This is a genomic window from Streptomyces sp. NBC_01288, from assembly GCF_035982055.1.
In the GTDB taxonomy this organism is placed as follows: domain Bacteria; phylum Actinomycetota; class Actinomycetes; order Streptomycetales; family Streptomycetaceae; genus Streptomyces.
In genome coordinates this window covers 5,327,313-5,353,700 of record NZ_CP108427.1, presented here as the reverse complement: position 1 = coordinate 5,353,700, position 26,388 = coordinate 5,327,313, and the positions used below count along the sequence as shown (strand labels likewise).

Annotated in this window: 25 protein-coding genes and 1 tRNA gene; 13 read left to right on the top strand and 13 right to left on the bottom strand. The window is 71.1% G+C overall.

What is annotated here, in order from left to right:
• The 3 genes from OG194_RS23975 to OG194_RS23965 form a co-directional block, all read right to left on the bottom strand.
• Nucleotides 1-987, bottom strand: coding sequence for a bifunctional MaoC family dehydratase N-terminal/OB-fold nucleic acid binding domain-containing protein (locus OG194_RS23975; RefSeq protein WP_327402876.1), 987 nt, complete (start codon nt 985-987; stop codon nt 1-3).
• A complete protein-coding gene (locus tag OG194_RS23970) occupies nt 984-2,165 on the bottom strand; it encodes an acyl-CoA dehydrogenase family protein (protein ID WP_327402875.1) in 1,182 nt (393 codons plus the stop codon). The genes OG194_RS23975 and OG194_RS23970 overlap by 4 nt, the downstream gene beginning before the upstream one ends.
• 257 nt (nt 2,166-2,422) lie before the next feature.
• The gene (locus OG194_RS23965) at nt 2,423-2,734 is read right to left on the bottom strand and encodes a hypothetical protein (RefSeq protein ID WP_019055045.1); all 312 of its coding nucleotides are present in this window, start codon (nt 2,732-2,734) and stop codon (nt 2,423-2,425) included.
• A gap of 369 nt (nt 2,735-3,103) precedes the next feature.
• Between OG194_RS23965 and OG194_RS23960 the strand changes: the two genes are divergently transcribed.
• Nucleotides 3,104-4,006, top strand: a complete 903-nt coding sequence (locus OG194_RS23960) for a bifunctional DNA primase/polymerase (RefSeq protein WP_327402874.1) — start codon at nt 3,104-3,106, stop codon at nt 4,004-4,006.
• Between the two features lie 61 nt (nt 4,007-4,067).
• Here OG194_RS23960 and OG194_RS23955 read toward each other — a convergent pair.
• The 5 genes from OG194_RS23955 to OG194_RS23935 all read right to left on the bottom strand — a co-directional run bounded on the left by OG194_RS23955 (nt 4,068) and on the right by OG194_RS23935 (nt 8,601).
• Nucleotides 4,068-4,154 (bottom strand) — tRNA-Ser (locus OG194_RS23955).
• A 94-nt stretch (nt 4,155-4,248) separates the two neighbouring features.
• Complete coding sequence (locus OG194_RS23950) at nt 4,249-5,130, bottom strand: GNAT family N-acetyltransferase (RefSeq protein WP_327402873.1); 882 nt, start codon at nt 5,128-5,130, stop codon at nt 4,249-4,251.
• 97 nt (nt 5,131-5,227) lie between these two features.
• Nucleotides 5,228-6,181 carry a CU044_5270 family protein gene (locus OG194_RS23945; protein WP_327402872.1) on the bottom strand — a complete coding sequence of 318 codons (954 nt, stop codon included), beginning with the start codon at nt 6,179-6,181 and terminating at the stop codon, nt 5,228-5,230.
• Complete coding sequence (locus OG194_RS23940; protein WP_327402871.1) at nt 6,174-6,806, bottom strand: RNA polymerase sigma factor; 633 nt, start codon at nt 6,804-6,806, stop codon at nt 6,174-6,176. The genes OG194_RS23945 and OG194_RS23940 overlap by 8 nt, the downstream gene beginning before the upstream one ends.
• Before the next feature lie 262 nt (nt 6,807-7,068).
• On the bottom strand, nt 7,069-8,601 hold the full coding sequence (locus tag OG194_RS23935) for a S1C family serine protease (RefSeq protein ID WP_327402870.1): 1,533 nt from the start codon (nt 8,599-8,601) through the stop codon (nt 7,069-7,071).
• A gap of 270 nt (nt 8,602-8,871) precedes the next feature.
• On the opposite strand from OG194_RS23935, the gene OG194_RS23930 reads away from it, so the two are divergent.
• From OG194_RS23930 to OG194_RS23920, 3 genes are all read left to right on the top strand, one after another.
• Nucleotides 8,872-9,705: a glycerophosphodiester phosphodiesterase gene (locus OG194_RS23930; RefSeq protein ID WP_327402869.1), complete on the top strand. Its 834-nt coding sequence runs from the start codon at nt 8,872-8,874 to the stop codon at nt 9,703-9,705.
• A gap of 230 nt (nt 9,706-9,935) precedes the next feature.
• Entirely contained in the window at nt 9,936-10,487 is a 552-nt protein-coding gene (locus tag OG194_RS23925; RefSeq protein WP_442811612.1) for an ATP-binding protein, read from the top strand.
• 160 nt (nt 10,488-10,647) lie between these two features.
• Nucleotides 10,648-11,613 (top strand): DUF5926 family protein, encoded by a 966-nt coding sequence (locus OG194_RS23920; RefSeq protein ID WP_327402868.1) that lies wholly within the window; start codon nt 10,648-10,650, stop codon nt 11,611-11,613.
• A gap of 244 nt (nt 11,614-11,857) precedes the next feature.
• On the opposite strand, the gene OG194_RS23915 is transcribed toward OG194_RS23920, so the two are convergent.
• Both OG194_RS23915 and OG194_RS23910 read right to left on the bottom strand, forming a co-directional pair.
• A complete protein-coding gene (locus OG194_RS23915; protein WP_327402867.1) occupies nt 11,858-12,418 on the bottom strand; it encodes a hypothetical protein in 561 nt (186 codons plus the stop codon).
• Between the two features lie 56 nt (nt 12,419-12,474).
• Nucleotides 12,475-13,140, bottom strand: a complete 666-nt coding sequence (locus tag OG194_RS23910; protein WP_327402866.1) for a bifunctional DNA primase/polymerase — start codon at nt 13,138-13,140, stop codon at nt 12,475-12,477.
• Between the two features lie 462 nt (nt 13,141-13,602).
• Between OG194_RS23910 and OG194_RS23905 the strand changes: the two genes are divergently transcribed.
• The 4 genes from OG194_RS23905 to OG194_RS23890 all read left to right on the top strand — a co-directional run bounded on the left by OG194_RS23905 (nt 13,603) and on the right by OG194_RS23890 (nt 19,587).
• Entirely contained in the window at nt 13,603-15,147 is a 1,545-nt protein-coding gene (locus OG194_RS23905; protein ID WP_327407185.1) for a PP2C family protein-serine/threonine phosphatase, read from the top strand.
• A 93-nt stretch (nt 15,148-15,240) separates the two neighbouring features.
• Complete coding sequence (locus OG194_RS23900; protein WP_327402865.1) at nt 15,241-16,707, top strand: aminopeptidase P family protein; 1,467 nt, start codon at nt 15,241-15,243, stop codon at nt 16,705-16,707.
• 129 nt (nt 16,708-16,836) lie between these two features.
• The gene (gene pdxR / locus OG194_RS23895; RefSeq protein ID WP_327402864.1) at nt 16,837-18,228 is read left to right on the top strand and encodes a MocR-like pyridoxine biosynthesis transcription factor PdxR; all 1,392 of its coding nucleotides are present in this window, start codon (nt 16,837-16,839) and stop codon (nt 18,226-18,228) included.
• 102 nt (nt 18,229-18,330) lie between these two features.
• On the top strand, nt 18,331-19,587 hold the full coding sequence (locus OG194_RS23890) for an MFS transporter (protein WP_327402863.1): 1,257 nt from the start codon (nt 18,331-18,333) through the stop codon (nt 19,585-19,587).
• A 28-nt stretch (nt 19,588-19,615) separates the two neighbouring features.
• Here the strand turns inward: OG194_RS23890 and OG194_RS23885 are convergent, their stop codons facing one another.
• The 3 genes from OG194_RS23885 to OG194_RS23875 all read right to left on the bottom strand — a co-directional run bounded on the left by OG194_RS23885 (nt 19,616) and on the right by OG194_RS23875 (nt 21,141).
• A complete protein-coding gene (locus OG194_RS23885; RefSeq protein WP_327402862.1) occupies nt 19,616-20,449 on the bottom strand; it encodes a triphosphoribosyl-dephospho-CoA synthase in 834 nt (277 codons plus the stop codon).
• 9 nt (nt 20,450-20,458) lie between these two features.
• Nucleotides 20,459-20,605: a hypothetical protein gene (locus OG194_RS23880; protein ID WP_327402861.1), complete on the bottom strand. Its 147-nt coding sequence runs from the start codon at nt 20,603-20,605 to the stop codon at nt 20,459-20,461.
• Between the two features lie 89 nt (nt 20,606-20,694).
• Nucleotides 20,695-21,141 (bottom strand): ATP-binding protein, encoded by a 447-nt coding sequence (locus OG194_RS23875; protein ID WP_019055063.1) that lies wholly within the window; start codon nt 21,139-21,141, stop codon nt 20,695-20,697.
• 236 nt (nt 21,142-21,377) lie between these two features.
• Here OG194_RS23875 and OG194_RS23870 point away from each other — a divergent pair, with 236 nt between their 5' ends.
• The 5 genes from OG194_RS23870 to OG194_RS23850 all read left to right on the top strand — a co-directional run bounded on the left by OG194_RS23870 (nt 21,378) and on the right by OG194_RS23850 (nt 26,386).
• On the top strand, nt 21,378-22,223 hold the full coding sequence (locus tag OG194_RS23870; RefSeq protein WP_327402860.1) for a hypothetical protein: 846 nt from the start codon (nt 21,378-21,380) through the stop codon (nt 22,221-22,223).
• A gap of 138 nt (nt 22,224-22,361) precedes the next feature.
• Nucleotides 22,362-23,084: a YcnI family copper-binding membrane protein gene (locus OG194_RS23865; RefSeq protein ID WP_327402859.1), complete on the top strand. Its 723-nt coding sequence runs from the start codon at nt 22,362-22,364 to the stop codon at nt 23,082-23,084.
• A gap of 92 nt (nt 23,085-23,176) precedes the next feature.
• Nucleotides 23,177-23,824, top strand: coding sequence for an SCO family protein (locus OG194_RS23860; RefSeq protein ID WP_327402858.1), 648 nt, complete (start codon nt 23,177-23,179; stop codon nt 23,822-23,824).
• Nucleotides 23,821-24,264: a copper chaperone PCu(A)C gene (locus tag OG194_RS23855; protein ID WP_327402857.1), complete on the top strand. Its 444-nt coding sequence runs from the start codon at nt 23,821-23,823 to the stop codon at nt 24,262-24,264. Before OG194_RS23860 ends, OG194_RS23855 begins: the two co-directional genes overlap by 4 nt.
• A 16-nt stretch (nt 24,265-24,280) precedes the next feature.
• Complete coding sequence (locus OG194_RS23850; RefSeq protein ID WP_327402856.1) at nt 24,281-26,386, top strand: copper resistance CopC/CopD family protein; 2,106 nt, start codon at nt 24,281-24,283, stop codon at nt 26,384-26,386.
• Nucleotides 26,387-26,388: the final 2 nt, after the last annotated feature.

The following is a 26,388-nucleotide window of genomic DNA, read 5'->3' as shown; positions in this document are numbered from 1 at the left end:
TCAGCCCACCCCGCCCTCTCGGCCTTCCTGGACCCGGAAGACGGGGAGCACCAACGGGCCGTCCTGGTCGCCGGCCCCCTGAGGTTCGTCGTACCGCCGGAATTCGAGCCGCACCGGCAGCCCGATGCGGACCTTGTCGTACGGCACCCCCACCACGTTGCTCACGATCCGCACACCCTCGGCGAGTTCGATCAGCCCGACCGCGTAGGGAGGATCGAAGGCGGGGAAGGGCGGGTGGTGCATCACCACATACGAGTAGACCGTGCCCTCGCCGCTCGCCTCGACCGTGTCCCAGTCCAGGCCGCCGCAGGCGTTGCAGCCCGGCAGCCAGGGGTGGCGCAGCGTCCCGCAGCTCGTGCAGCGCTGGATGAGGAGTTGGTGTCGCTCCACGCCCTCCCAGAAGCCGGCGTTGTCGCGGTTGACGACGGGCCGGGGCCGCCACGCGCGGGCCCCCTTCCCCTCCCGTTTCTCCTCCCCTTTTTCCTCCTTCTCCTTCTGGCGTGCGGGGGCGTACTTGAGGATGCGGAAGCGGTGGGTGCCGGCTAGGTCCGGTCCCACCCGGACGTCCATGCGTGTCGTGACGAAGTACCCCGTCCCCAGCTTCGTCGTCTTGCGGTCGGACACCGACTCGATCACCGCGTCGAAGGTGACCTCGTCGCCCGGGCGCAGGGGCCGTAGGTACTCCTGCTCGCAGTCGGTGGCGACCACCGAGGTGCAGCCCGCCGCGTCGAGGAGGTCGAACAGCTCGTCGTAGGCGCCGGCGCGTCCCGTGTGGCCGGAGAGGCCGCCCATGGTCCACGCCTGGAGCATGGTGGGCGGGGCTACCGCGTCCGGGCCCACGTACGCGGGATCGGTGTCACCCATGACCTCGCACCAGTGCCTGATCATCGGCTCGTTGACGGGGTCCTTGCCCCGGCCCGCGACGGCGGCCGCACGCCCCTCGTACGTCTTGAGCCGCGCCCCCAGTTCGTCGACCACTGTGCTCACCTCCGCCCCCTCGTCATCCCGAGCCGCATCGTCGCGACGATCTCCCGCTGCACCTCGCTCACCCCGCCCCCGAACGTGTTGATCTGTGCCGCCCTGTTCAACCGCTCCAGCTCGCCGTCCCCGAAAGCGCCCGGCGAGCCCGAACGCACCAGTCCTGCCAGTCCCGCCGGTCCGTCCGCCCCGGCGATGTGCTGACATATCTGGTACACCGCGACCGTCGATTCGGTTCCCACGACTTTCACGCCGCTCGCGTCGCCGGGCGCCAGCCGGCCGGCCCCGACATCACCCACCAAACGCCAGTTGAGCAGGCGCGTTGCCGCCAGCCGGGCATGTGCCTCGGCCAGTTGTGAGCGCACCCACGGCTCGTCAACCCGGCGCCGTCCCGTCACCGGATCGGGCGTGCGGGCGGCGGCGAGCACGGCGGTGTAGAACTCCTCGGCCTGCATTCCGGTCGCGGCGAGGGCGACCCGCTCGTGGTTGAGCTGGTTGGTGATGAGGGACCAGCCCTCGTTCTCCGCGCCGACGAGGTTGCCGGCCGGGACGCGGACGCCGTCGTAGTACGTGGCCGTCGTGCGCTGCCCGCCGACCGTCTCGATCGGGGTCCACGAGAAGCCGGGCGCGTCGGTCGGGACGAGGACGATCGAGATGCCGCGGTGCTTGGGGGCCTCGGGGTCGGTGCGGCAGGCGAGCCAGATCCAGTCGGCGTTGTGGGCGTTGGAGGTGAAGATCTTCTGCCCGTCGATCAGCCAGCCCCGCTCGTCACGTACCGCGCGCGTGCGCAGGGACGCGAGATCCGTGCCGGCCGACGGTTCGCTGTAGCCGATCGCGAAGACGAGTTCCCCGCGCAGGATGCCCGGCAGGAGGGCGGCCTTCTGTTCCTCGCTGCCGTACTTCATGAGGGTCGGTCCGACGGTGTTCAGGGTGACCATCGAGACGGGCACGCCCGCGCGGTAGGCCTCGTCGAAGAACACGAACTGCTCGTCCGCGCCCTTCCCTTGACCGCCGTACTCGACCGGCCAGCCGAGCCCGAGCCAGCCGTCGCCGCCGATCCGGCGCAGCAGAGCGCGCTGGCCCTGGGGGTCGTCCGCGCGGGGTGGCCCGTCAGGCATCAACGCGGCGAAGTACGTGCGGAGTTCGGCGCGCAGCCGCCGCTGGCGTTCGGTGGGGGCGAGGTGCACGACGGCGGACCTCCGGGGCGTCGTAGGCAACGTAGGTGTCGTGGGTGTCGTACGGTCGGAGGTTTCTGACTGTCCGTCAGATGCCGTGCACTGTCAAGGTCGTTACGGCACAGCCGTCCATCCGCCCGGGCACGCACGCGTGGTGCACGAAAAACGTCTGCGCGACGGTGCCGAAGCACCGCCGCGCAGACGTGTCACAACCCCAGAGAGCACACCTCACACACCCCCGCGCATCCCCACGCGGGAGTCGGGCGCGGCTACCAGAAGTTGGCGAAGTTGACGGCGACGTTCTCGTTTCCCTGGTTGATGGCGGTGAACGCGGACCCGTTGACCTGGGCGGTGTTGCTCTGGTTCGAGGCCCCCGAGCCGACCGCCTGCTGCTGTGTGGTGGACGAGTTGCCCTTGTTGTCGTGCCCGACCCCGCTCCCGCTGACGGTCGCCACACCCGCGTTCGATCCGTTGCCCGCGATGGCGCCGTTGTCCGCCGCCGCGACGCCGGTGAAGAGGGCGGCTGCCAGCGGGAGGGCGGAGACGGCGGCGATGACGCGGGCGGTACGGATGCTTGCCATGTTGTTCCTCCAGAACAGGGTGCGTACCGGCTCCGTAGCCGAACGCACATGAACTACGGCTTCAAGTACTGCTTCTTCCAAGGCGGTTGGCCGACCGCCTCGGTGTTGTGCACGACGTCGCGGAACCAGAGTTGCCCACCGAATCCCCGGCGAACCAGACCGGAAGGGGTTATTCCCCCTGAAGCGTGATGACAAGTCGATAAACCCCTTCACCTACCTTGAAGCCGCAGTTCAGGGCAGTACGGACAGCTCGCCCCAGGCGCCCCAAGGGGCGAAGCGTTCCGCCAGATTTCCGGCCGATCCGCCCGCCCCGGCGAGTCGGAGCCTCCCCCTCTTCCCTTTTTCGAACACTCGTACGAACATGGAGGCATGGCCACCACCGACCGGCAGGCCACGACGCTGGCCCTCGCACACGCCCTGTCAGCCGCCGAACGCGGACTGGCCGTGATCCCCCTGTCCCGCACCAAACTCCCGGCCCTGCGCTCACCGCACCACGACGACCCGTCGCCCCCGGCGGGCGAGGCGGGCGCGGTGAACCCGGCAGGCCCGCGCTGCCACGGCGAATGCGGCCGCCTCGGCCACGGGGTGTACGACGCCTCGTCCGACCCGGCGCGCATCCGTGAACTGTTCGCCGCCGCGCCCTGGGCCACCGGTTACGGCATCGCGTGCGGACTGCCGCCGCACCATCTGATCGGCATCGACCTCGACACCAAGTCCGGCACGGACTCCTCGTCCGCCCTGCGCGAACTCGCCCTCCGCCACCTGTTCACGATCCCCGAGACCGTCGTCGTCCTGACCCCCAGCGGCGGCCGCCACCTCTGGCTCACCGGCCCGCCCGACGTGGTCGTCCCCAACTCCGCGAGCCGGCTCGCCCCCGGCATCGACATCCGCGGCGCCGGCGGCTACCTGGTGGGCCCCGGCTCCCGCACGGACCACGGCCTCTACGGCGCCGCCCCGGCCACCGCCCACCTGGCCCCGGCCCCCTGCCCACCCTCGCTCCTGCGCCTCCTGCTCCCCCCGCCCCGCACGAACCACCCCACCCCCACGTCGACCGGCCAACACGGCCAGGGCCTGGTCCAGTTCGTCCTCGCCGCCCACGAGGGCCAACGCAACACCCGCCTCTTCTGGGCGGCCTGCCGCGCCTACGAGAACGACATCGGCCCCGCACTGATCGACCCCCTGGTCGAGGCGGCCCTGGGCACGGGGCTGTCGGAACGTGAAGCGCGGGCGACGATCGCGTCGGCGGCACGGATGACGGGGCATCGGCCGTAGGCCTGGTCCCGAGACACGCGTAAGGGGTGTCCTCCAGGGAGGACACCCCTTACAAACACTGCGGTGGGTGTGGGATTTGAACCCACGGTGACATCGCTGCCACGACGGTTTTCAAGACCGTTCCCTTAGGCCGCTCGGGCAACCCACCTGCGCACACGCCCACCAGGGGCGGAGCGGGTACAGCGTACCGGCACCGCGCGGTTCGCGGGTGGTGTGGCCCCGCTTGGGGCTGTCCGCCGCGGCTACTCGCGAGCCGGCCCCAAGAAGTCGTACCCGACGAAGTCCCCCACCGGAACGAACCCGATGCGCTGGTAGAGCGCGGTGCTGGTGGTGTTGGCCGGGTCGGCGAACAGGACGACGTCTGTCGCGCCGGCCGCCAGTGCGGCTCTGCTCACCTCGACCGTCACGGCGCCGGCGTAGCCGCGGGTCCTGAGGTGGGCCGGGGTGTAGACGGGGTCGATCCGGACCATGCCGGCGGTCATCGAGGTGACAGCCGCCAGGGAAGTAGGGATGCCGTCAGGGGTCTCCCAGAACGTGAAGTGTCTGTCGCCGAAGCGCGAGGTGGCCCAGTCGCCGACGTCGATGGCGTCTATGGAGACGGTCTCTCCGACGTCGACGCAGAACTCACGGCACCAGCGCACGACTTGGTCACGGTCTTGCTCACCCGCGACTCGACCCCGGCCTTCCGGGATCGGTTCCGGTGGGGTGAGCGTGCCGAGACGGTGGAGACGGGCACCCCAACTGCGTACCGACGTCGCACCCGTGTGCCGCTGCCAGGCCTCGGCGAACGTGGTGGCGGTGTCGTGGTCCGAGAGGACACCGGGCAGGCACTGGCCGAGCCCGGCCAGGTGGGCGGCGAGAGTGTCGGCCTGCTCGGGGGAGAGGGAGGTGGGATTCAGGCGGCGGGAGTCGACGCGGTAGAAGGCGGCCTCGACCTCGCCCCCTCGCTCCAGTCTGCCGAACACGGGGGCCTCTGCGCCGTGGGCCTCCGACCCCCGCTTTCGTATTTTCTCGATCGCCGTCAGCGTCAGGGTGTGGGGGGTGGGGCGTGACCCCAGGAACTCTCCGGCTCGGGCCAGGAACTCGTCGACGTCATCCGTGAGGTGCCAGTCATCCGGTCGCATGGTTCATGATTTCCCGTGCCGTCGGCGTGCGCCTGTGTTTTTGCTCGGCCATCCTCGCCGAGTACTCAGGCACACCGCCGACCGGCACGTCACGTCCCTACGGCCGCTGCATCACCCGGTCCACCACAGCGCTCGCGGCGAGGTACGACCACTGTTCGTACGTCGTCGCGCCCATCGAGCGCCGATCGTGCATGCCCAGGTAGCGGTACGTCTTCGCGTCGAAGACCAGGACCCGGCCGCCCTTCGCCCAGGGGGTTCCGGGGGGTCCCACGTACTGGATGCCGATGCCCACGCGGCCGTCCCCGTCCTTCTGGTCGGGCAGGACCTTGACGCCGGGGACGGTGGCCAGCGCCTCGTAGGCCGCGGAGCGGAGCCCCTTCGGCAGGACGGCGGTGCGGAGCAGGCTGGCGACGAAGAACTGGGTGATCGGCCAGTCGGCGGCCTTCATCGGCCTGTTGTAGTCCGCCTTTTCAGGGCCACCGCGGAGCGCGATCAGCAACTTGGCCGGATCGGTGGGCAGTTGCTTGAGCAGGGTCCACCTGGTCGGCGGCCAGTTGGTCTGGTTCGGCGCGTACACCGGGACCCACTGCTTCTGGCCCAGCTCGCTGACGTAGGACCTCTTGGAGCCGTCGACCGAGTCCCAGCTCTCGTCGACGTACGTCCGGGTCCGGCCGCCCCCGGTCGGGGTCTCCTTGATGACCTCCTTGGTGTAGATGAACTGGTCGTCGCGCGGGGCGATCGGCTTCTCCAGGCGGCGTTCCTCGGCCGCCGCGCCGTGCAGCACGGTGCTCGCGCTCACCGGCTGAGTGCGGGGTGAGGACTCGTTGGCGACCAGCACGGTCGTGGTGATCGCCGCCGCCGCGACGCCCGCCACCGCCATCCGCAGCACCGGACGGCGTCGTACGGCCGCGGGAGCGGGGGCGAGGGTGGTGGGCGTGAGCATCGCCTGGTGGAGGCGGAAAAGGGCACGCGCGCGTGCGGGGTCCGTGAGCGGGGGCGTGTCCGCGTCCCACTCCCTCAGGAGCTGGAGTTCGTCCCTCGGTTCACTCATCGTCGGATTCCTCTCGGAAGGCTGTCGGATCGGATCCGCCCAATGCGTCGCGAAGTTTTCTGCGGGCCCTGTGCAGCCGTGACCGGACCGTCCCCACCGGTACCTCCAGAGCGCGGGCGACCTCCTCGTAGCCGAGGTCGGCCCAGGCGACCAGCAGCAGCACGTCCCGGTGCCTGGCGGGCAACCGGGCCATCGCCAGGGCCAGTTCGCCCCGTACGGCCTGTGCGCTGACCCGCGCGGCCACCCGGTCGGCGACCGGGTCCTCGGAACCGTCGGCGCGGGCAGCCGACGGCAGCCGGCCGATCGCCTTCAGCCGTCGGGCCTCGGCGCGCCGGTGCCGGCCTATGAGGTTGGTCGCGATGCCGAACAACCACGGGCGGGCGTCGGCCAGTTCCGTGTTGTACCGGAAGCGCTGCTGGAACGCGGTGGTGAACGTCTCCGCCATCAGGTCCTCGGCGACCTCCGTGCCGAGTCGGCGCGCCGCGTAACGGTGCACCGAGTCGGCGTGGCGGTCGAAGAGCACGGCGAATGCCTCGGGCTTCTCCCACGACCGTTCGATCACCGAGGCGTCACTCGTCAAGGCGTCACTGTCCTGCCCCACTCTGACACCTGGTTCGACGGTCATCGGGGCTCCTCTCGTCCTTGCGAACACGCTGATGAAGATTGGGCTTTCACCCGTACTTCGCCGCAGGGAGGAATCCAGTTCCCGAATCGGGGTCCGCGAGTCGAGGTCCGCGAATCGGAGTCCGCGAGTCGAGATCCCCGAGTCGCATTCAGCCGCACGCACGCACGCGTGGAGGACGAAAACGATCGACCGGAAAACGATCGGGCCGGGCAAGGATTCCCTTGCCCGGCCCGCCGGTTGAGCGTCTTCGTCTGGCGCTGCGTCAGCTGTCGCCGACCCTCGACCCCAGGGTCAGGTCGGTCGTGTGCTCCGAACCGCCGCGCTTGTACGTGATCTTGACCTTGTCGCCCGGCTTGTGGGTCCAGATCTCGCCGATCAGGGTCGGGCCGCTGTCGATCACCGAGTCGTCGAGCTTGATGATGACGTCGCCGGCCTTGAGACCCGCCTTGGCCGCGGGGCCGCCGGCCTCCACCGAGGAGGAGCCGCTGGCGCCCTCGGCGGTGATCGTCGCTCCGGAGGTGCTGTCCTCCAGGGAGACGGAGGCGCCGATCTTGGCGTACACCGGCTTGCCGGTCTTGATCAGCTGCTGGGCGACGTACTTCGCCTGGTTGATCGGGATGGCGAAGCCCAGGCCGATCGAACCGGACTGGCTGGTGGAGCCGAGGCCGCCGCTGCTGGTCGACTGGATCGCGGAGTTGATGCCGATGACCGAGCCCTGCGCGTCGAGCAGCGGGCCGCCCGAGTTGCCGGGGTTGATCGAGGCGTCGGTCTGCAGGGCGCTCATGTACGACGCCTTGCTGGTGGAGCTGCCGTCGCTGGAGGCCACCGGGCGGTTCTTGGCGCTGATGATGCCCGTGGTCACCGTGTTGGACAGGCCGAAGGGGGCGCCGATCGCGATCGTCTCGTCGCCGACGGCGATCTTGTCCGAGTCGCCGAGGGCGAGCGGCTTCAGGTTGCTGGGGGCGTCCTTGAGCTTGATGACCGCGACGTCGTAGCCCTGGGCGTGGCCGACGATCTCGGCGTCGTACTTCTTGCCGTCCGGGAAGGTCGCCGTGAGCTTGCCGCCGTCGACCGCGTCGGCGACGACGTGGTTGTTGGTGACGATGTGGCCCTGGGTGTCGAAGACGAAGCCCGTGCCCGTGCCGCCCTCACCGCTGGTGCTCTCGGCCTCGATGGTGACCGTGCTGGGCAGCGACTTGGCGGCGACGCCCGCGATGGTGCCCGGGTCGCGCTTCACGGAGGCGCTGCTGCCGGTGTCGGCGGAGACGGTGGTGGAGTTGCTGTTGTCGTCGTTGTCCTTGGCCAGCGTGTAGCCGAGGCCACCGCCCAGGCCGCCGGCGACCAGCGCGGCGATCAGCACGGCGGCGATCAGGCCGCCGCGTCCGCCACCAGGCTTCTTGGGCGCGGGCTGCTGCTGGTACGGCGTGCCCCAGCCGCCACCGGCACCGGCGCCGTCACCTCCGTAGCCGTCTCCGCCGTATCCGCCGACGCCCTCGCCGCCGTACGCGCCCGCGCCCGTGCCGCTGTCGGCGTACGACGGGGTGGCGGGCGGCGGGGGCGGCCAGGCGGCGTCGGGAGCGGATCCCGTGCCGTGCTGGGGCGCTCCGGCGTACGCCGGAGCGGGGCCCGCGTGCAGTGTGTCCTGCGGGGCGCCCGGAGGCACCGGCGGGAGCTGCGTGGTGGGCGCGCCCCCCTCGGCCGCGGCCGCCTGCGGGGAAGCTGCGGGAGATTCCACCGGCACAGGAGGTGCAGACGGGGCCGGGGGTACCTCAGTGCCCTCGTTCTCGGTGCTCACAGCTCTTCTCCTCGGTCCACGGCTGTTGTTCTCGGAAGCATGCGGTCACACTCTTCACGCTTGTCGATCGGTCCGGCGCGAAACAGCTGTGCATGTGTTTTTGTATGCCGTCAGCTTTTCCCACCGGCCGTCAGAGCACCATAAGCGGTGCCTGTGTGTTCATGGCGAACCTTTACAAGGGACCTGTCGGGCTAACAAGACATAGCCCCTATGAGCCGTCCACCACCCTTCGGTTCCACGCCTTCCCCGTCGCGGTGGCACCATGACGCGGTGACCCTCGCACGGCAGCACCGGATCCAAGTCGTCGCCCACCGCGGAGCCTCCGAAGAGGCCCCCGAGCACACCCTCGCCGCCTACAGGAAGGCGATCGAGGACGGTGCGGACGCCCTCGAATGCGACGTACGGCTGACCGCCGACGGCCATCTCGTCTGCGTCCACGACCGCCGCGTCAACCGCACGTCGAACGGGCGCGGGGCGGTCTCGGCGCTGGAGCTCGCCGATCTGGCCACCCTGGACTTCGGTTCATGGAAGGGCCGCGACTCCCGTACGACGCGGGACGAGGAGCCCGACTGGGAGCACCTCCCGGAGGACCGCGAGGACACCTCCGTGCTCACCCTGGAGCGGCTGCTCGAACTCGTCGCGGACGCGGGCCGGCGCGTGGAGCTGGCCATCGAGACGAAGCATCCGACGCGCTGGGCCGGCCAGGTCGAGGAACGGCTGCTGGTGCTCCTGAAACGCTTCGGCCTGGACGCGCCGGCCACCGCCGCCGACTCCCCGGTACGGGTCATGAGCTTCTCGGCGCGCTCGCTGCACCGGGTGCGGGCGGCCTCCCCGACACTGCCGACGGTCTACCTGCTTCAGTTCCTCTCGCCCCGCCTGCGCGACGGTCGACTTCCGGCCGGTGTCCGGATCGCAGGCCCCTCGATCCGGATCGTGCGCAATCACCCTGCGTACATCGAGCGGCTGAAAAACGCCGGTCACCAGGTGCACGTGTGGACGGTCAACGAGCCCGAGGACGTCGATCTCTGCGTTGACCTGGGCATTGACGCCATCATCACCAACCGGCCGGGGGCCGTTCTGAGCCAGCTCGGCCGCGCACGGTAAACAACCTCATAAAGACCGCCAAACACCCCTTGACCCGGCCACCTCACCTGCACCATCCTCCGAACCCGGCCACACCGTCGAAAACAAGCCACTCGATTACAGGGAGTGCACCGGCGCGTTCGGTCCGTGTTCGATCGTTGCGAATGCGTCACTGAACGTGGATTGGCCGGTTTCCGGTACAGGCCAATGGGGCATCCACACCGTGGCGTGGGGCGAAGGAGGTCTCGGGGGTGGCGTTGGTGGTGGCACAGGAGGTGCCCACGTCGTCGAGCATGGCCGTGTCCCATGGCCCTGCGGGCGTGGGACAAGCAAGACATCGCATGCGCGATCAGCTGCGCACGGGCGGTGTGTCGGAAGCGGTCATCGACGACGCCGTACTGATCCTCTCCGAACTGCTGAGCAACGCGTGCAAGCACGGCCGTCCCCTGGGCGACGCCCTGGCCGGTGACGGCGACGTCCGGTGCGCCTGGCGCGTGGACACGGGCGGTCGGCTCACGGTCGAGGTGACGGACGGCGGCGGCCCGACCCGCCCGGCCCCGGCGACCCCGTCGGTGACGGCGCGCGGCGGACGCGGCCTGAACATCATCACCGCACTGGCCGACGACTGGGGCGTACGGGACGACACCCGGGGCGAGGTCACGGTGTGGGTCGTCGTACAGGACGACGTCCATGATCCGGATGCCGGGCCTCGACGCGACGACTTCGCTACGCGCGTCACCGCCCCCACGGTCTCCGCGGTCCCCCGACTGGAGTTCGCGGACGCGTTCGACGACCTGGACTGACCCGCCGGCCCGTACCTCGCCCGTACCTGCCCACGTCGCCCGCGTCGTCCCCAGGCCGCCGTCCACACCCGCCGGCTTGTCCACAGGCTCCCGTCGGTCATGGCGTGAACGGCTAGGCTCCCGCCAGTACGAGACGAGCCGTAACCGGGAGACACCCACGATGGCCAAGAAGCGCCCCCAGACCACGGCCAAGCGGCCGCAGCTCAGCGACGGAGAGGTCGCGGTCGTCGGTGCCCGCGAGCCCTGCCCCTGCGGCAGCGGCCGCCGCTACAAGGCCTGCCACGGCCGGGCCGCCGCGCACGCGGTGACCGAGCTGGTGCAGCGCCCCTTCGAGGGGCTGCCCGGCGAGGGCGACTGGGTGGCGCTGCGCGAGCTGGTGCCCGCGGCCACGGTCGCGCTGCCGCTGAAGGGCGGTCTCCCCGAAGGGGTCCCGTCGGTCACGCTCGCCACGGTGCTGCCGATGGCCTGGCCGGCCCTGCGCCGGGACGACGGCTCGGTGCTGCTCGGCCTGCAGAACGACACGGCCTCCGGCGACATCAGCCGCGACCTCGCCGACACCCTCCAGCGCGCGCTGGCCGCCGACCCGGGCACTCCGGTACAGGCCCGCCGCGCCCCGGCCGAGGGTCCGCGACTCCAGGATCTGCTCGACCCGGAAGGCACGTTCGAGCCAGTTGTGCACCCGGGCTTCGAATTCTGGGTCCCGGAGGCTTCGAGCGCGGCGCCGGAGGTGACCGCCTCCCTGGAGCGCGCCAACGCCGCCGCCATCCCGACCGTGAAGCTCCAGGGCGTGGACGCCGCGTACTGGTGCGAGACCCCGGACAAGAACCATCTGCGCTGGGTCATGCCGTACCCGGAGGAGCGGCTTCTGGACGGACTCGCCCGGCTGCACGCCGCGGGCCGCTCCGGTCTCGGCGAGGGCACCCGTCTCGTGGGGTCCTTCCGTGCTCACGGGCTGACCGTGCCCGTCTGGGACCTGCCGAGCGGGCTCGGCGCGGACGACATCGAGAAGCCGGCCGCCGAGTTCGCCGAGCGCCTCACCGCCGCGCTGGCCACGGAGACACCGCTCACCGCGGACGAGCGCCGCGCGCGGGGCGGCCTCACCAACCGGCAGGTCACGCTGAGCTGACACCCGGAATGGGCCAAGGGTTCGACTGAACGACCGTTCAGCCGCAACAGGCCTGTTCACTCGGGTGACTCCTGTCACAACTCCCCGTTGTGAAAGGGAAGTCGGTGTCCGAATAGCCGAGATCGAATTTGCTAACCGCCGATCTCTTGTTACCGTTCGAGTAGCCCGGTTGCTGGTGCATCCCCCGTCGCCAGCAACCGGGTCTTTTCATGCCCGGCCCGCGTGTACGGAACGATGTCGTCCGTCAACTCGCCGTAGGCGCCGAGGAGTTGCTCCCCGATCGCAGCAACAGCGGCCCGCTCCCGTTGCGCCCCGCGAACTCCGCCACGGCCGTGTAGGCCGCCAGCTCGCCCCGTGTGCGCTCCCGGGGTGTCTCGCACAGCGCGGGCTCGTCCTCGGCCGCCACGACGCAGTGCATCCGCACGGTGCGGTCCGCCGGACCCATGAGGCTCAGCACCGCGTCCAGGTCGTCGCCGGTCGCGTTCCGGTAGTAGGTGCGCGCCCAGGTGTCCTCACCCTGCGTCATGACACAGGTCTGCGCCTCGATGCCGTCGGGGGAGGAGAGTTCGGGTCCGCAGCGCGCGGCCGTCGCAAGACCCAGGCCGAGCGTCAGCGGGGAGCGGGCCGGAGAAGGCGCGGCGGAGGGCGCCTTGGGGTCGTCGTCGGAGGACCCGAGGGACCCGAGCGAAAGGGACCGTACGACCGCGTGACCCTCGTCGCGTACGGGTCCCGCGGACGCCACGGCCAGCGGCAGCGCGACCGCGCACACCGCGACGCCCGCGAGGGCGAGCAGACGAAGGTTCATGCTTCGGAAGATAACGACCAACTACGGGCGCCATGTCCCGCGCACGCCCGACACCCCTACAACTCGGGCGCGCTCACACCCGTACGAGTGAGGGCCTCGACCACGGCGTCCACCACGGCCTCGACGTCGGGTACCCAGGGCGAGGACGAGCCGGGCAGTGGTGCGCGCTCCCAGCGGATCTGGCCCTGGCCGGTCTCGGAGGGGGGCAGGGCGAGGTAGCCGCCCTCGCCGTGGAAGCGGAGCGAGCCGGGGACGTGGTCCTTGGCGTAGAGCAGCTCGCCCAACTGCTCCAGGGAGTACGGCTTGACGAGCAGCGACCAGCGGGTCGGCGCGGCGACGACCGGGCCGAGGCGCATGCCCTGGCGGTCGAGCGCGGCGAGGGCCCGGGCGGCCGCGGGGGCGGGCAGGCTGACCGCGCAGGGAGCCTTGTCGCCGGTGGCGAGGACGATCGGCGCGGCGGGTCGGTTGCCCCACCACCAGCGCACCATCCGGGCGTCGGTGGTGGCCGCGAGGAGGCCGGGGTCGAAGGGGTGTGCGCCGGGGACCGTGCAGTCTGGGTCCGGACAGCCGCAGCGGGCCCGGCCCTGAGGGTCCGGTGCCACGCCCGGGAGTACGGGCCATTGCCATTCTGTCGCGAAGGTCAGGGCCGCGCTGAGCATCTCAGACCTCCTGTTGTCTCGCCTGGACAGGAGCCTGCGTCGCTTTCCGGGGATCTCGCGCATGAGCGCTCGTTCCTTTCCGTTGCACCGCTGGCAACACCGAGGACCACATCACATCATGTGTCGATCACTTCACTGTGCGTACCTGTTGGCGCATCACACCCCTGCCTTCGGCAAGGGGAACCCGTGCGTGCTTGAAAAGCATGGGCGTGGCGATTGGGGGTGGCGAAGTCTGGCGTTTTGCCGTCCCGCGTAGTTCTCTCCGCCTCCGCCACGGGAGGATGGGGCACGATCGTCGGTGGTTAAGACGCCCGGGTCCTTCACCAGGTTCCGGGTGGCCCCCAGCCACCCCTGGCCTTCTCCGAGTACGTACCCATCACGACCGCTGTGACGCTCCGTCGAGCAAACCCAGTCGACCGCAATGGACCGTCCCCTGATGCAGTTTTAAGCCAACTTTGCCAATCCGCAAGGGGAGAGCGAAATAGCACCCGTAAACCCATGGACACCAGGAATCCCGGCAGGACAATGCTGGACATCCCCTCACGAGTGCGTGTACATGTGGAGACACTGCCAGCGGCGCAGAATGACATGGGGGTTTGCGATGCTTTTGAGCAATACGCACCGGTCGGAAAGCCGGACGCCATGAACGCCCCGCACCCTCCGAAAGTGGCTGGAATCGATTCAACGGTTCCCTCGCCCGCACACACTGTCGCGCCCGCGCCTGCCGCCACCGATACCCCGCCGAGCCCCTCCTCGAACACCCAGAACACGCCTGATACCGCACCGAACGCGCCAGGTGCCCTGCTCCAGGACCGGCTCGCCGGCTGGGTGTCCGATCTCACGACCCTCCATGAACTCACGGAGCGGCTGGCACGCACGGACGCACTCGACGAAGCACTCCAGGAGCTGCTGCGCGCCGGAGCCGCCCTGGTGGGCGCCCGCCGCGGACTCGTCGTCCTGGAACCCGGCGACGGCCTGGGCCCCCACACCACCATCGGCCTCGGCCTCGCCCGCTCCGACCTCGGCCACATCGAGACCGTCCCGCGCGGGGCGATGTCCTACGGCCAGATTCTCGACGGCGCTCCCGGCGGCGAGGGCGGCGAGATCGTCCACCCCGACCTGTTCGCCGAGGACACCCTCGACCCGCGCCACCGCGAGGTCGCCGTACGCCTCGGCTACGCGGCCAGTTACGCGCTGCCCCTGGCGACCGACGCGGCCGGGCGCCTGGGTGCCGCCGTGTGGCTGTACGACGAGCCCGCCGAGCCGGTCGAGCGGCAGCGCCACCTCGTCGGCCTGTACGCCCGGTACGCCACCGAGCATCTGGCCCGGGTCCTCGAAGTCGAGCGCACGCGCGCGTGCATGACGACCATCGCCGAGGAGCTGCTGCCGTCCCGGCTCCCCCGCGTGGCCGGTGTGCAGCTCGCCGCGCTGCACCGCACGGGTCCGCGCGGCGGCGGCGACTGGTACGACGCGCTGCCGCTGCCCGATGCCGCGCTCGGCCTCGCGGTCGGCTCGGTGACCGGCTCCGGGCCCAGCGCGATCGCCGCGATGGGCCGGCTCCGCGCGTCCCTGCGGGCGTACGCGGTGATGGAGGGCGAGGACCCGGTCGCGGTCCTGTCCGACCTCGAACTCCTCCTGAGACTCACCGAACCCGCCCGCTCGGCCACCGCCCTGTTCGCCTACTGCGAGCCCGCGCTGCGCAAGATCACCCTGGCCGGCGCAGGACACAGCCCGCCCCTCCTGGTCGGCGAGCGGCGCACGGAGTTCGTGGAGACCTCCGTGTCCGCGCCCCTGGGCATGCTCGCCTGCTGGGAGGCGCCGAGCGTGGAGCTGGAGGCGGAGGCGGGCGAGACCGTGCTGCTCTACACCGACGGGCTGCTGCACCGCACCGGCGACCCCATGGACCGCGCCTTCGCCCGCCTGCACGCGGCGGCCGCGAGCGTCCCCAAGGCGCTGCGCGACGACCCGGCCGCGATCGCCGACCACGTCCTGCGGACCGTGCTGCCGGACGGCCTCGACACGGCCGACAGCGACGAGGACGTCGTCCTCCTGGCGGCTCGCTTCGAGTAGTCGCAGCGAAGCCATGTGTAACAGGCCATACGGCCCTGGGCCCCCTTCCGTACGACCGTACGATGGACGGGGTCCAGTGCCGTATCTAGGAGGATGACCGTGGCCGACGAGCTCAATCCGGAGACCCCGGAAGCGGAGCCTGAAGAGCCCATCAAGAAGCGGAAGAACGGCTTGTACCCCGGCGTGTCCGACGAACTCGCAGACAGCATGAAGTCCGGCTGGGCCGACACCGAGCTGCACGACCTGCGGCCCGTCGAACAGGCCGAGCACACCGCCCGCCGCCGTGCCGCGCTCTCCGCGCGCTTCCCGGGCGAGCGCCTGGTGATCCCCGCGGGCAACCTGAAGACCCGCTCGAACGACACCGAGTACCCCTTCCGGGCGTCGGTCGAGTACGCGTACCTGACCGGCAACCTCACCGAGGACGGCGTCCTCGTCCTGGAGCCGGCCGCCGAGGGCCACAAGGCGACGATCTACCTCCTGCCGCGCTCCGACCGCGAGAACGGCGAGTTCTGGCTCTCCGGCCAGGGCGAGCTGTGGGTCGGCCGCCGCCACTCCCTCACCGAGGCCGAGCGGCTCTACGGCATCCCCGCCTCCGACGTCCGCGAACTGCCCGCCGCCCTGCGCGGGGCCACCGGCCCCGTCCGCGTCGTCCGCAGCTACGACGCCGGCGTCGAGGCCGCGCTGACCGACAAGGTCACCGCCGAGCGCGACGAGGAACTGCGGGTCTTCCTCTCCGAAGCACGCCTGGTCAAGGACGAGTTCGAGGTCTCCGAGCTGCAGAAGGCCGTCGACTCGACGGTCCGCGGCTTCGAGGACGTGGTCAAGGTCCTCGACAAGGCCGAGGCCACCAGCGAGCGCTACATCGAGGGCACGTTCTTCCTCCGCGCGCGCGTGGAGGGCAACGACGTCGGCTACGGCTCGATCTGCGCCGCGGGCCCGCACGCCACCACCCTGCACTGGGTGCGCAACGACGGCCCGGTCCGCTCCGGCGACCTGCTCCTCCTGGACGCCGGCGTCGAGACGCACACCCTGTACACCGCCGACGTGACGCGCACGCTGCCGATCAACGGCCGCTTCACCGAGGTCCAGAAGAAGGTCTACGACGCCGTGTACGAGGCCCAGGAGGCCGGTATCGCGGCGGTGCAGCCGGGCGGCAAGTACCGCGACTTCCACGACGCGGCACAGCGTGTGCTGGCCGAGAAGATCGTCGAGTGGGGTCTCGTCGAGGGGCCCGTGGAGCGCGTCCTGGAGCTGGGCCTCCAGCGCCGGTGGACGCTGCACGGCACGGGTCACATGCTCGGCATGGACGTCCACGACTGCGCCGCCGCGCGGACCGAGACGTACGTCGAGGGCACCCTGGAGCCCGGCATGGTCCTCACGGTGGAGCCCGGCCTGTACTTCCAGGCGGACGACGTGACCGTCCCCGAGGAGTACCGAGGCATCGGCGTCCGCATCGAGGACGACATCCTCGTCACCGAGGACGGCAACCGGAACCTGTCCGACGGCCTGCCCCGCACCTCGGCCGAGGTCGAGGGCTGGATGGCGTCCCTCAAGGGCTGACAGCTGATGGCTGCCACCTGATACAAGACTGATGGCCGGGCACACCTGCTGTGCCCGGCCATTCGTGTGCCGAGCGCATGCCCAGGGGGAGGCTTTTTTCATGAACGTGCCTAGGGGGAGGGCTTTTTCGTGAACGACTTCTGGTCCGGCGTCGGCGTCGACCTGCACCTGGAACCCGACCCGGAAGGCGGCCGCCGGGTCGGTCTCGAACGCGCGCTCCGGGACGCCGTACGGGACGGCCGACTCGCCCCGGGGACCCGCCTTCCCGCCACCCGCCGGCTCGCGGCCGAACTGGGCGTCTCACGAGGCACCGCGAAGGCCGCCTACGACCAGCTCGTCGCCGAGGGCTACCTGACCGCGCGCCAGGGCTCCGGTACCCAGGTCGCGCGGCTGCCCTCTGTCGACGCGGAGGCACCGGGCGCGGCGGCACGCGCGCGTGTACCCCGTTTCGACCTGCGGCCCGGCAGCCCGGACGTCGGCATGTTCCCGGCGGCGGCCTGGCTGCGCTCGCTGCGCCGCGCGATCGCGACGGCACCCTCCTTGGCGTACGACTACGGGGATCCGCGCGGCCGCATCGAACTGCGCACCGCCCTGTCGGGGTACCTGGGGCGGGCGCGCGGGGTGATCGCGCCGCCGGAGCGGATCGTGATCACGTCCGGGTACGTGCAGGGACTCGCGCTCCTCACGCGCGTGCTGGACGCGGCGGCGGGGCGCGGTGTCGCCGAGGTCGCCATGGAGGACCCGGGGCTGCCGTTCCACCGGGAGGTGGTGCGGCACAACGGCGGGCGCGTGGTGCCCGTACGGGTCGACGAACGAGGCGTCCGCGCCGAGGAGTTGGGGAACGCGGCGGCCGTGGTGGTGACCCCGGCCCACCAGTACCCGACCGGCGTCACCCTGCACCCGGAGCGCAGACGGGCGCTGACCGACTGGGCACGCGCGCGTGGGGGCCTGATCGTCGAGGACGACTACGACGGGGAGTTCCGCTACGACCGCCAGCCCGTGGGCGCGCTCCAGGGGATGGCACCGGGGCAGGTCGTGTACCTGGGGACCGCGTCCAAGACCCTCGGGCCCGCGCTGCGGCTCGGCTGGATGGTGCTGCCGCCCCACCTGGTCGACGCGGTCGCCGACGCCAAGCTGCACAGCGACCACCACACCGAGACCATCGGCCAGTTGGCGCTCGCCGAACTGATCGACAGCCATGCCTACGACCGTCACGTACGCGCGTGCCGGCTGCGGTACCGGCGCCGCCGTGACCAGCTGCTCGGCCGACTGGGGGCGCACGCAAACGTTTACGGCATCGCGGCGGGGCTGCACGCGCTGGTGGAGGTCGCCGACGAGGAGGCGGTGCTCGCGCGGGCCGAGAAGGAGGGCCTCGCGGTCGGGCGGCTCGGGGAGCACTGGCATGCGGCGGACGGGGACGAGGGGCGACCTCAGGGGCTTGTGGTGGGGTACGGGACGCCTCGGGAGCGGGTCTATCCGGAGGCGCTGGACGTGTTGGGGCGGGTGCTGGAAGGGCCGTGAGGGGGGGCTGGGTGAGTGCCGGGCGGGCTGCCGAATTGGGCCAATGACAGGGCGCCCGATTGGGCCTTCTGGCAGATCCAACCGAGCTCTACCGTCGTAGACATGACGAACTCACTCGTCCCGCCCGCGGGCCCGCAACGCACCCTCGCACTCGCCCAGTTGACCAACTCGGTCGGCGACGGCGCCTACTACGTGACCTCGGCGCTGTACTTCACCCACGTCGTCGGGCTCGCCCCCGCGCGCGTGGGCCTCGGGCTCACGCTCGCGTGGGCCGTCGGTTCGCTGGTCGGGGTGCCGCTGGGGCGGCTGGCCGACCGGCGTGGGCCGCGCGGTACGGCGGTGCTGCTGGCGCTGGCGACGGGGCTCGCGGTGGCGTCCTTCCTCGTCGTCCGGGGATTCGTGCCGTTCGTGATCGCCGCGTGTGCCTACGCCTCGGCGCAGTCGGGGCTCGCGGCGGCCCGGCAGGCGCTGCTGGCGGGGCTGGTGTCCGCCGGGGAGCGGACCGGGCTGCTGGCACACCTCCAGTCGACGCTGAACGCCGGTCTCGCGGTGGGCGCGGGTCTCGGCGGGCTCGCGCTGCGGGCGGGGACGCGGTCGGCGTACCTCGGGGTGTTCGCGCTGGACGCGGTGAGCTTCCTGGTGTGCGCGGGGCTGTTGGTGCGGCTGCCGTCGGTGCGGGGCGTCCAGGTGCGGAAGGCGGGCGGGCTCGGGGTGCTGCGGGACCGGCCGTACGTCGTCGTCACGCTGCTCAACACCGTGCTGCTGCTGCGGATGCCGTTGCTCAGCCTCGGGCTGCCGCTGTGGATCGCGGAGCGGACGGACGCGCCGACCTGGCTGGTCTCCGCGCTGTTCGTGCTCAACACCGGGGCGGTGATGGTCTTCCAGGTGCGGACGGCCCGCGGGATCACGGGGCTCGCGTCGGCCACGCGCGCGGTGCGGCGGTCCGGCTGGATCATGCTGGCGGCCTGCGCGGCGTTCGCGCTGTCGGCGGGCGCGTCGCCGTGGGTGGCCGTGGGGGCGCTGGTGGTCGGGGCGGTGCTCCAAGTGGCCGCCGAGATGGGGCAGTCGGCGGGTTCCTGGCAACTCTCCTTCGACCTGGCCCCCGCCGACCGGGTGGGCGAGTACCAGGGCTTCTTCGGGACCGGCGTCACCGTGGCGAGGACGATGGGTCCCCTGGTGCTGACGTCCCTCCTCCTGGAATGGGGGACGCCGGGCTGGCTGCTGCTGGGCGGGGCGACGGTCGTGGCGTCGTACGCGATGGGGCCGGCGGCGCGGCGGGCGGCGGGTGCCGGGCGGGAGACGGACGAGGAGGAGGGCGAGGCGGGCGCGGTGAACAGGCGGCCCGCATTGGCGAGTTGACCGGTACCGGGCTCGGTCCTCTACAGGTTCAGGCGGCCCACGCCAGTGAGTTGACCGGTAAAGAGTCCAGGAACAAAGCGCCCGCCAGGAGCCCCGCACTTCCGCGAGGGCTCCACGCGCGTGCGTGCAGGTCGGTGTCGAAGGCGGTCAGGGCCTCCGCACCCGCCGATGTCGCCGTGCCGCCCGACTCCAGGACACCCCGGGCGCCCGCCTGGACGTGCCGCAGGCCCAACGGGCCCACGGCGTGCAGGAGTTCGGTGTCCTGGAGGGTGGACATCACCGTGAGCAGGGCGTCGAGGCGGGCCTGAGTCTCCGTCGCCCCGGCCGCGCGGGTCGTGGCGAGGGTGTCCAACGCCCGCCGTACGTGCGGGAATCCGGCCTTGGCCTCGCCCCGCGCGCCGGCCGCGCCGTACTTCGCCGAGATCGACGAGCCGCGCGAGGGTCTGCGCGGGGCGCGTCGGTCGGGGTGGGCGGCGATGCGCTTCGCGGTCGCGGCGACGTCCTTGGCTCCGGCACCCGGGTCCAGGGCGGCCGCCGCGACGAGCAGGCCGAGGGCCCACAGGGCACCCCGGTGGCCACCGCCCGCGAGCGCGACGGAGTGTTCGGTGCAGCGGCCGATCGCGCCGAGCTCCGCGCGGAGCACGGAAGTCGGCTCGCCCGTGCGGCGGGCGGCGGCCGCCATCGCCGCGAGGCCGGGTGTCAGCGCCTTGGCGGACCAGCGCAGGGCGCTGTGGTCCACGCGGGTCGTGCGGGCGGCCAGGTCGCGCGGGTCGGGCAGTCCCGGCTTGGGGGCCAGGGCCAGTTGCCCGGTGAGCGCGTCCACGGCGGCCCGCGCCAGTGCCTCGTCCTCGCGGCTCTGCATCGTCGTACCTTACGAGGAGGCGGAGGCCGAAGGGGAGGGGTTGTCGCCGGGCGGCGTACCCGTCGGGGCACCGCTCGGGGGCGTACCGCCTCCACCGCCGCCCGCGCCCGTGCTCTCCGCGTCCGGGCCCTCCGTGGCGCTCGTCATCAGTGTCATGCTCGCGACGCTAGGGACGGGATCCGTCAGGGACGTGGGCCTGTGCTGTGCGTGAGGTAAGAATCCTCGGAAAGCTGAGGCCGGGTCGATCACACCGCCATCAACGGCGCGTCCTTGCGCCACTTCAGGATCTTGTCGAAGCTCACCACCGCGCCACCCACGCCCGGCTTGTTGCCGATGTGGACGTGGTCGGCGAGCTCCTGGATGAGGCACAGGCCGCGGCCGTTCTCGGCCTCGCTCGGGGCCGGGCGGACGGACTGCGTGCGGGCGAAACCGGGGCCGGAGTCCGCGACTTCGATACGGCACTTCTCGCCGTCGAGGTACGCGGTGACCCGGTACGCCTCCGTGGGCGCGCCGTGCGCGGTGTCGCCGCCGTGCTCGACGGCGTTGGCGCACGCCTCGCTCAGGGCGACGGAGAGGTCGTAGGAGATGTCCGGGTCGACGCCCGCGGTCTCCATCGTGCCGAGGAACAGTCGCCGGGCGAGTGGCACGCTCGCGGCCTCGCGCCTCAGATGGAGTGACCACCAGATGCTCATGCTCCAGCCTCCCGGCCGCGGCTCGACATAGTGATACCTATTGCCGCCAGTGCCCCTGTGTAAGCACGGAGTTGACGTGATGCCGCCCATATGGGCGATGCGTCCCAAACGTAATTGGTGTATCCGGAGGTAGCTCACGCCGGAGAGTGATCTTTGTGACCTACGACACACTATGGCCTCGATGTTGCCGACCTGCCGTATGGCGGCAATAAGGCCGGTGCGATGATGAGCCCGCCATGACTGCCCCCCACCCACGTACGGCGCGCTCCGGAGGTGAACTCCGGGTCCTGAGGGCCGCGGTGTTCGCCGCGGTCTGTGTCGTGCTGGCCGCGGCCGGTCATGCGATCGCCTCCTGCGCCACGGTTCCGCCGTGGACACTGGGCGCGGGCTTCCTCGCCACCTTCCTCGTGGTGGCGCCGCTCGCCGGGCGGGCGCGTTCGCTGCCGGGGATCGTGGTGCCGCTCGCGGTCGGACAGACCGTGCTGCACACACTGTTCGGGCTCGGTCAGACGGCCGTCACCCCATCGTCCGACTCCCTCTCGGCCTCCGACGCCACGCTCGTCGCGCGTGCCGCGCATCTCCTGTGCGGGACCACCGCCGCGGCGATCAGCCCGGCGCAGGCCCATCAGATCCTCACCGACGCGCGGCTGTTGCCGACCTCGGGCTCGATGGGTCCGACGGGCTCGATGAGCGGCATGGGGTCGATGCACCATCCGGCGGACGCCATGTCCACCTCCGCCGCGTCCTCCATGTCGCTGTTCCCGTCCCTGTCCATGCTGCTCGGTCACGTCCTCGCGGCGCTCGCCGCGGGCTGGCTGCTGCGGCGCGGGGACCTGGCGCTGCTGCGCCTGATGGAACTCTCGGCGCACGGAGTCGCGGAAGGGGCGCTCGTACGGTCCTTGCGCGGTGCGCTCGCCCTGGTGCGCGCTCTGCGGGCCGGGCTGCCGGGAGCGCCCGAGGCGGGCCCGCGTCCGCTCCGTAGCGCCCTGTTCGCGCCGCCCGCGCCGCACACGACCGCACTCCAGCACTCGGTGATCCGCCGCGGCCCGCCGGTCGCCGCCGCACACACCCTCGCCGCCTGACGCGACGCGACCAGTACCACTTCCATCGAGCACAGCTCTCCGGGAGAGGTGGCCGCCGTCGTGCGGCACACGCGCGTGCCACGCGCCCCCTCTTCACCACCGGAACTCACTCGAACTCGAAGTGGAGTGCTCCTTTCCATGAAGACCTCTCGTATCGCCGCCGCCGCTGCCGTCGCCGGCTCGGCCGTGCTCGTCCTGTCTTCCCCCGCCTTCGCGCACGTCTCTGTGCAACCGGAGGGCGCGGCCGTCAAGGGCGGCTACGCGGTCGTCGACTTCAAGGTCCCGAACGAGCGTGACGACGCCTCGACCACCAAGCTGGAAGTGAACTTCCCGACCGACCACCCGCTGGCCTCCGTGATGCCGGAGCCGATCAGCGGCTGGACCGTGAAGGTCACCAAGTCGAAGCTCGCCAAGCCCGCCGAGATGCACGGCGAGACGATCACCGAGGCCGTCACCAAGGTCACCTGGACCGCGACCGGCAAGGGCGTCGAACCCGGCTACTTCCAGAAGTTCCCGGTCTCCGTCGGCATGCTGCCCACGGACGCCGACCAGCTCGTCTTCAAGGCGCTCCAGACGTACTCCGACAAGCAGGTCGTGCGCTGGATCGAGGTGCAGAAGGACGGCGAGGAGGAGCCCGAGAACCCGGCTCCGACGCTCACGCTGACCTCCACCTCCGGCGCGACCGCCGAGGACGCCTCCGACAAGGCCGCGAAGACCGAGACCACCGCCGCCGACTCCACCTCGTCGTCCGCCGATTCCTCCGACACCACCGCCCGCGTCCTCGGCGTGGTCGGCATCGCCGTCGGCGCGGCGGGCGTGGCGTACGGCGTTCTCGCCGGCCGACGGCGTACGACCGTCTGAGGCCCGTCACTCATGGCGCGCACAGGGGTCCGTGCGACTCTCTCGTACGACCCCGGTGCGCGCCGGAGCTCTCACAACTGGGACATTTCTCTATGCGCAAGAAGACGTTCGCGGCGGCCGTTCTGCTCGTCGCCGCCACCCTGACGCTCTCCGCCTGCGGCAGCGACGACAGCCAGAGCCCCGTCTCCGTGGTCTCCGAGGACACCGCGACCCAGGCCGCCACCGTGCTCGACACCCCGTTCGAGAAGCCGGACCTGGTCCTCACGGACACGCACGGCAAGAAGTACGACTTCCGGGCGGAGACCAAGGGCCGACCGACACTGATCTACTTCGGCTACACCCACTGCCCCGACATCTGCCCGCTGACGATGAACAACATCGCCGTCGCCAAGAAGTCGCTGCCCAAGGCCGAGCAGGACAAGCTGCTGGTCGTGTTCGTGACCACCGACCCGGCGCGCGACACCCCCTCCGAGCTGGGCAAGTGGCTCAAGGGCATCGACACCCAGTTCGTCGGCCTGACCGGCGACTTCGCCACCATCCAGGCCGGCGCCCGCTCGATCGGCATCTCCATCGAGCCGACCTCGAAGGACAAGAACGGCAAGCTGGTCTCCGTCCACGGCACCCAGGTCGTCGCGTTCTCCCCGAAGACCAACGGCGGCTATCTGCTCTACGGCCAGGACACCACCGTCGACGACTACACCAAGGACCTCCCCAAGATCGTCAAGGGAGAGACGCCGTGAGGCGGTTCGCCGTACCCGTCGCGGTGCTGACCGGCGCGCTGGTCCTCACCGGCTGCGGCGGCTCGGACGCGAAGGCCCAGCTGTCCGTCAGCTCCGCCTACATGCCCCAGCCGGTCTCGGACATGGCGGCGGGCTTCCTGGACATCGCCAACAAGGGCGGCGCGAAGGACGAGTTGACCTCCGTCACCAGCGACCTCGGTCCCGTCAGCGTGCACGAGACGGTCGGCCAGGCGATGGAGGAGGTGAAGTCCCTCGATGTGCCCGCACACGGTCAACTCGTGTTCAAGAGCGGGGGCAACCACCTGATGTTCGACAAGCTGAAGCACACGCTCAAGCAGGGCGACCACGTGACCGTGAAGCTGCATTTTGCCAAGTCCGGCCCTCTCACGGTTGAGATGCCCGTGAAGTCGGCCACGTACAACCCCACGACCGGGCACTGAGGGAGGGACCCCCACCTTGAAGACGACCATCACCCCCCGCGTCCGCAACCTGGTGCTGCTGCTCCTGGCTGTCACCGGCATGCTCTTCGCCGGGGCGGGCACGGCCTCCGCGCACGCCGCGCTGACCGGCAGCGACCCCAGTTCGGGGGTGGTGGTCGACAAGGCTCCGACGCAGATCTCGCTCACCTTCTCCGAGAAGGTGGCGACGAACAACGACTCGCTGCGCGTGCTCGACCCGAAGGGCAAACGCGTCGACGTCGGCAAACCGTCCAACATCAGCGGAACGACCTACGCCACCCAGGTGCGCAGCGGACTGCCCGACGGCACGTACACGGTCGCCTGGCAGGTCGTGTCCGCCGACAGCCACCCCGTCGGCGGCGCCTTCACCTTCTCGATCGGCTCCCCCTCGAAGACCACCGTCTCCGCGTCGGACGAGCAGGACGTCGGCGGCGGACTCGTCGGCGGGCTGTACGGCTTCGGGCGCTACATGTCGTACGCCGGCTTCATCGTCATGATCGGCGGCGCCGCCTTCATCCTGGCCTGCTGGCAGCGCGGCGCCGGAGTGCGCGCCCTCCAGCGGCTGGTGGTCTCCGGCTGGGTCTCGCTCACCGCGGCCACACTCTGGCTGCTGCTGGTGCGCGGCTCGTACACGACGACCGGGAAGCTCGGCGACATCTTCGACCTGAACCTCCTCGGCCAGGTCCTCCAGACGAAGACCGGCGCGGCCCTCGTCTCCCGGCTGCTGCTGCTCGCCGCCGCCGCGCTGTTCATCGCCGTGCTCTTCGGGGCGTACGACAAGCGGGAGGACGAGGAGAAGCGGGACCTCACCTTCGGTCTCGCGATCGGCGGCGGTGTGGTGGCCGCCGGGCTCGCGGCGAGCTGGGCACTGGCCGAGCACGCCTCGACAGGGCTCCAGCCCGGCATCGCGATGCCCGTCGACGTCGTCCACCTGCTGGCCGTCGCGACCTGGCTCGGTGGCCTCTCCGCCCTCCTCGTCGCGCTCTACCGGGCGCCCGCCGACAACCTGGTCGGGCGGACGGCCGTACAGAACTTCTCGCGCATCGCGTTCGGCAGCGTCCTCGCGCTCGTCGCGACCGGCATCTACCAGTCCTGGCGCCAGCTCGGCTCCTGGTCGGCGTTCACCGACACGGGCTACGGACAGCTGCTGCTCGTGAAGATCGGCCTCGTGGCGCTGCTCGTCGGCATCGCGTCGATCTCCCGGCGCTGGACCGCCCGCCTGGCGGAGACCACCGCGACAGCCGAGACGGCCGTCGAGGAACGCGCGCCGGAGAAGGAGAAGGCACACGCCAGCGCGTCCACGAAGACCGCCGACTCCAGCGCTACGGCAGCCGCCGAGGCCAGTGCCTCCAGCGCTACGACGTCCACCGCGGCCGGTACCTCCAGCGCGTCCGCCAAGGCCGGCGTCTCCGGCGCCACGACCTCCGCGAGGACCGGCGTCTCCAGCGCCACGACCTCCGCCGAGGGCGATTCCGATGCGGCCGCGTCCGCCGACGACGGCGACTCCGAGGCGCCCGGCGGTTCCAAGCGGGCCGCCCAACTCGCCCGCCAGCAGGCCGCCGTGGACTCCACCCGAAAGAAGCGACTTCGGGACGCCGACCCGATCCGCTTCGGGCTGCGCCGGTCCGTGCTCGCCGAGGCCGCCGTCGCCGTCGTCGTCCTCGCCGTCACCACGGCCCTGACGGCCACCGAACCGGGCCGCACGGAGGAGGACGCCAAGGCGGCCAAGTCCTCCTCCTCGTCCTCTTCCTCGTCGTCCGCCGGTGCCCTGACCCTGGACATGTCCTTCGACACCGGGGGCACGGACGGCAAGGGCGTCATACGGCTCGACCTCGACCCCGCGCGCGTGGGCGGCAACGAGATGCACGTCTATGTGCAGCGCCCCAACGGCCGGGCCTTCGACGTCCCCGAGGTGAAGGTCGCCTTCACCCTCGCCGCGAAGAAGATCGGCCCGCTGCCCGTGACGCCCGACCGCATCGCCACCGGGCACTGGGCCGCGAACGGAATCCAGATCCCCATGGCGGGCGACTGGAAGATCTCGGTGACCGTGCGGACCTCCGACATCGACCAGACGACCGTCGACAAGAACGCGCAGATCGGCTGAAC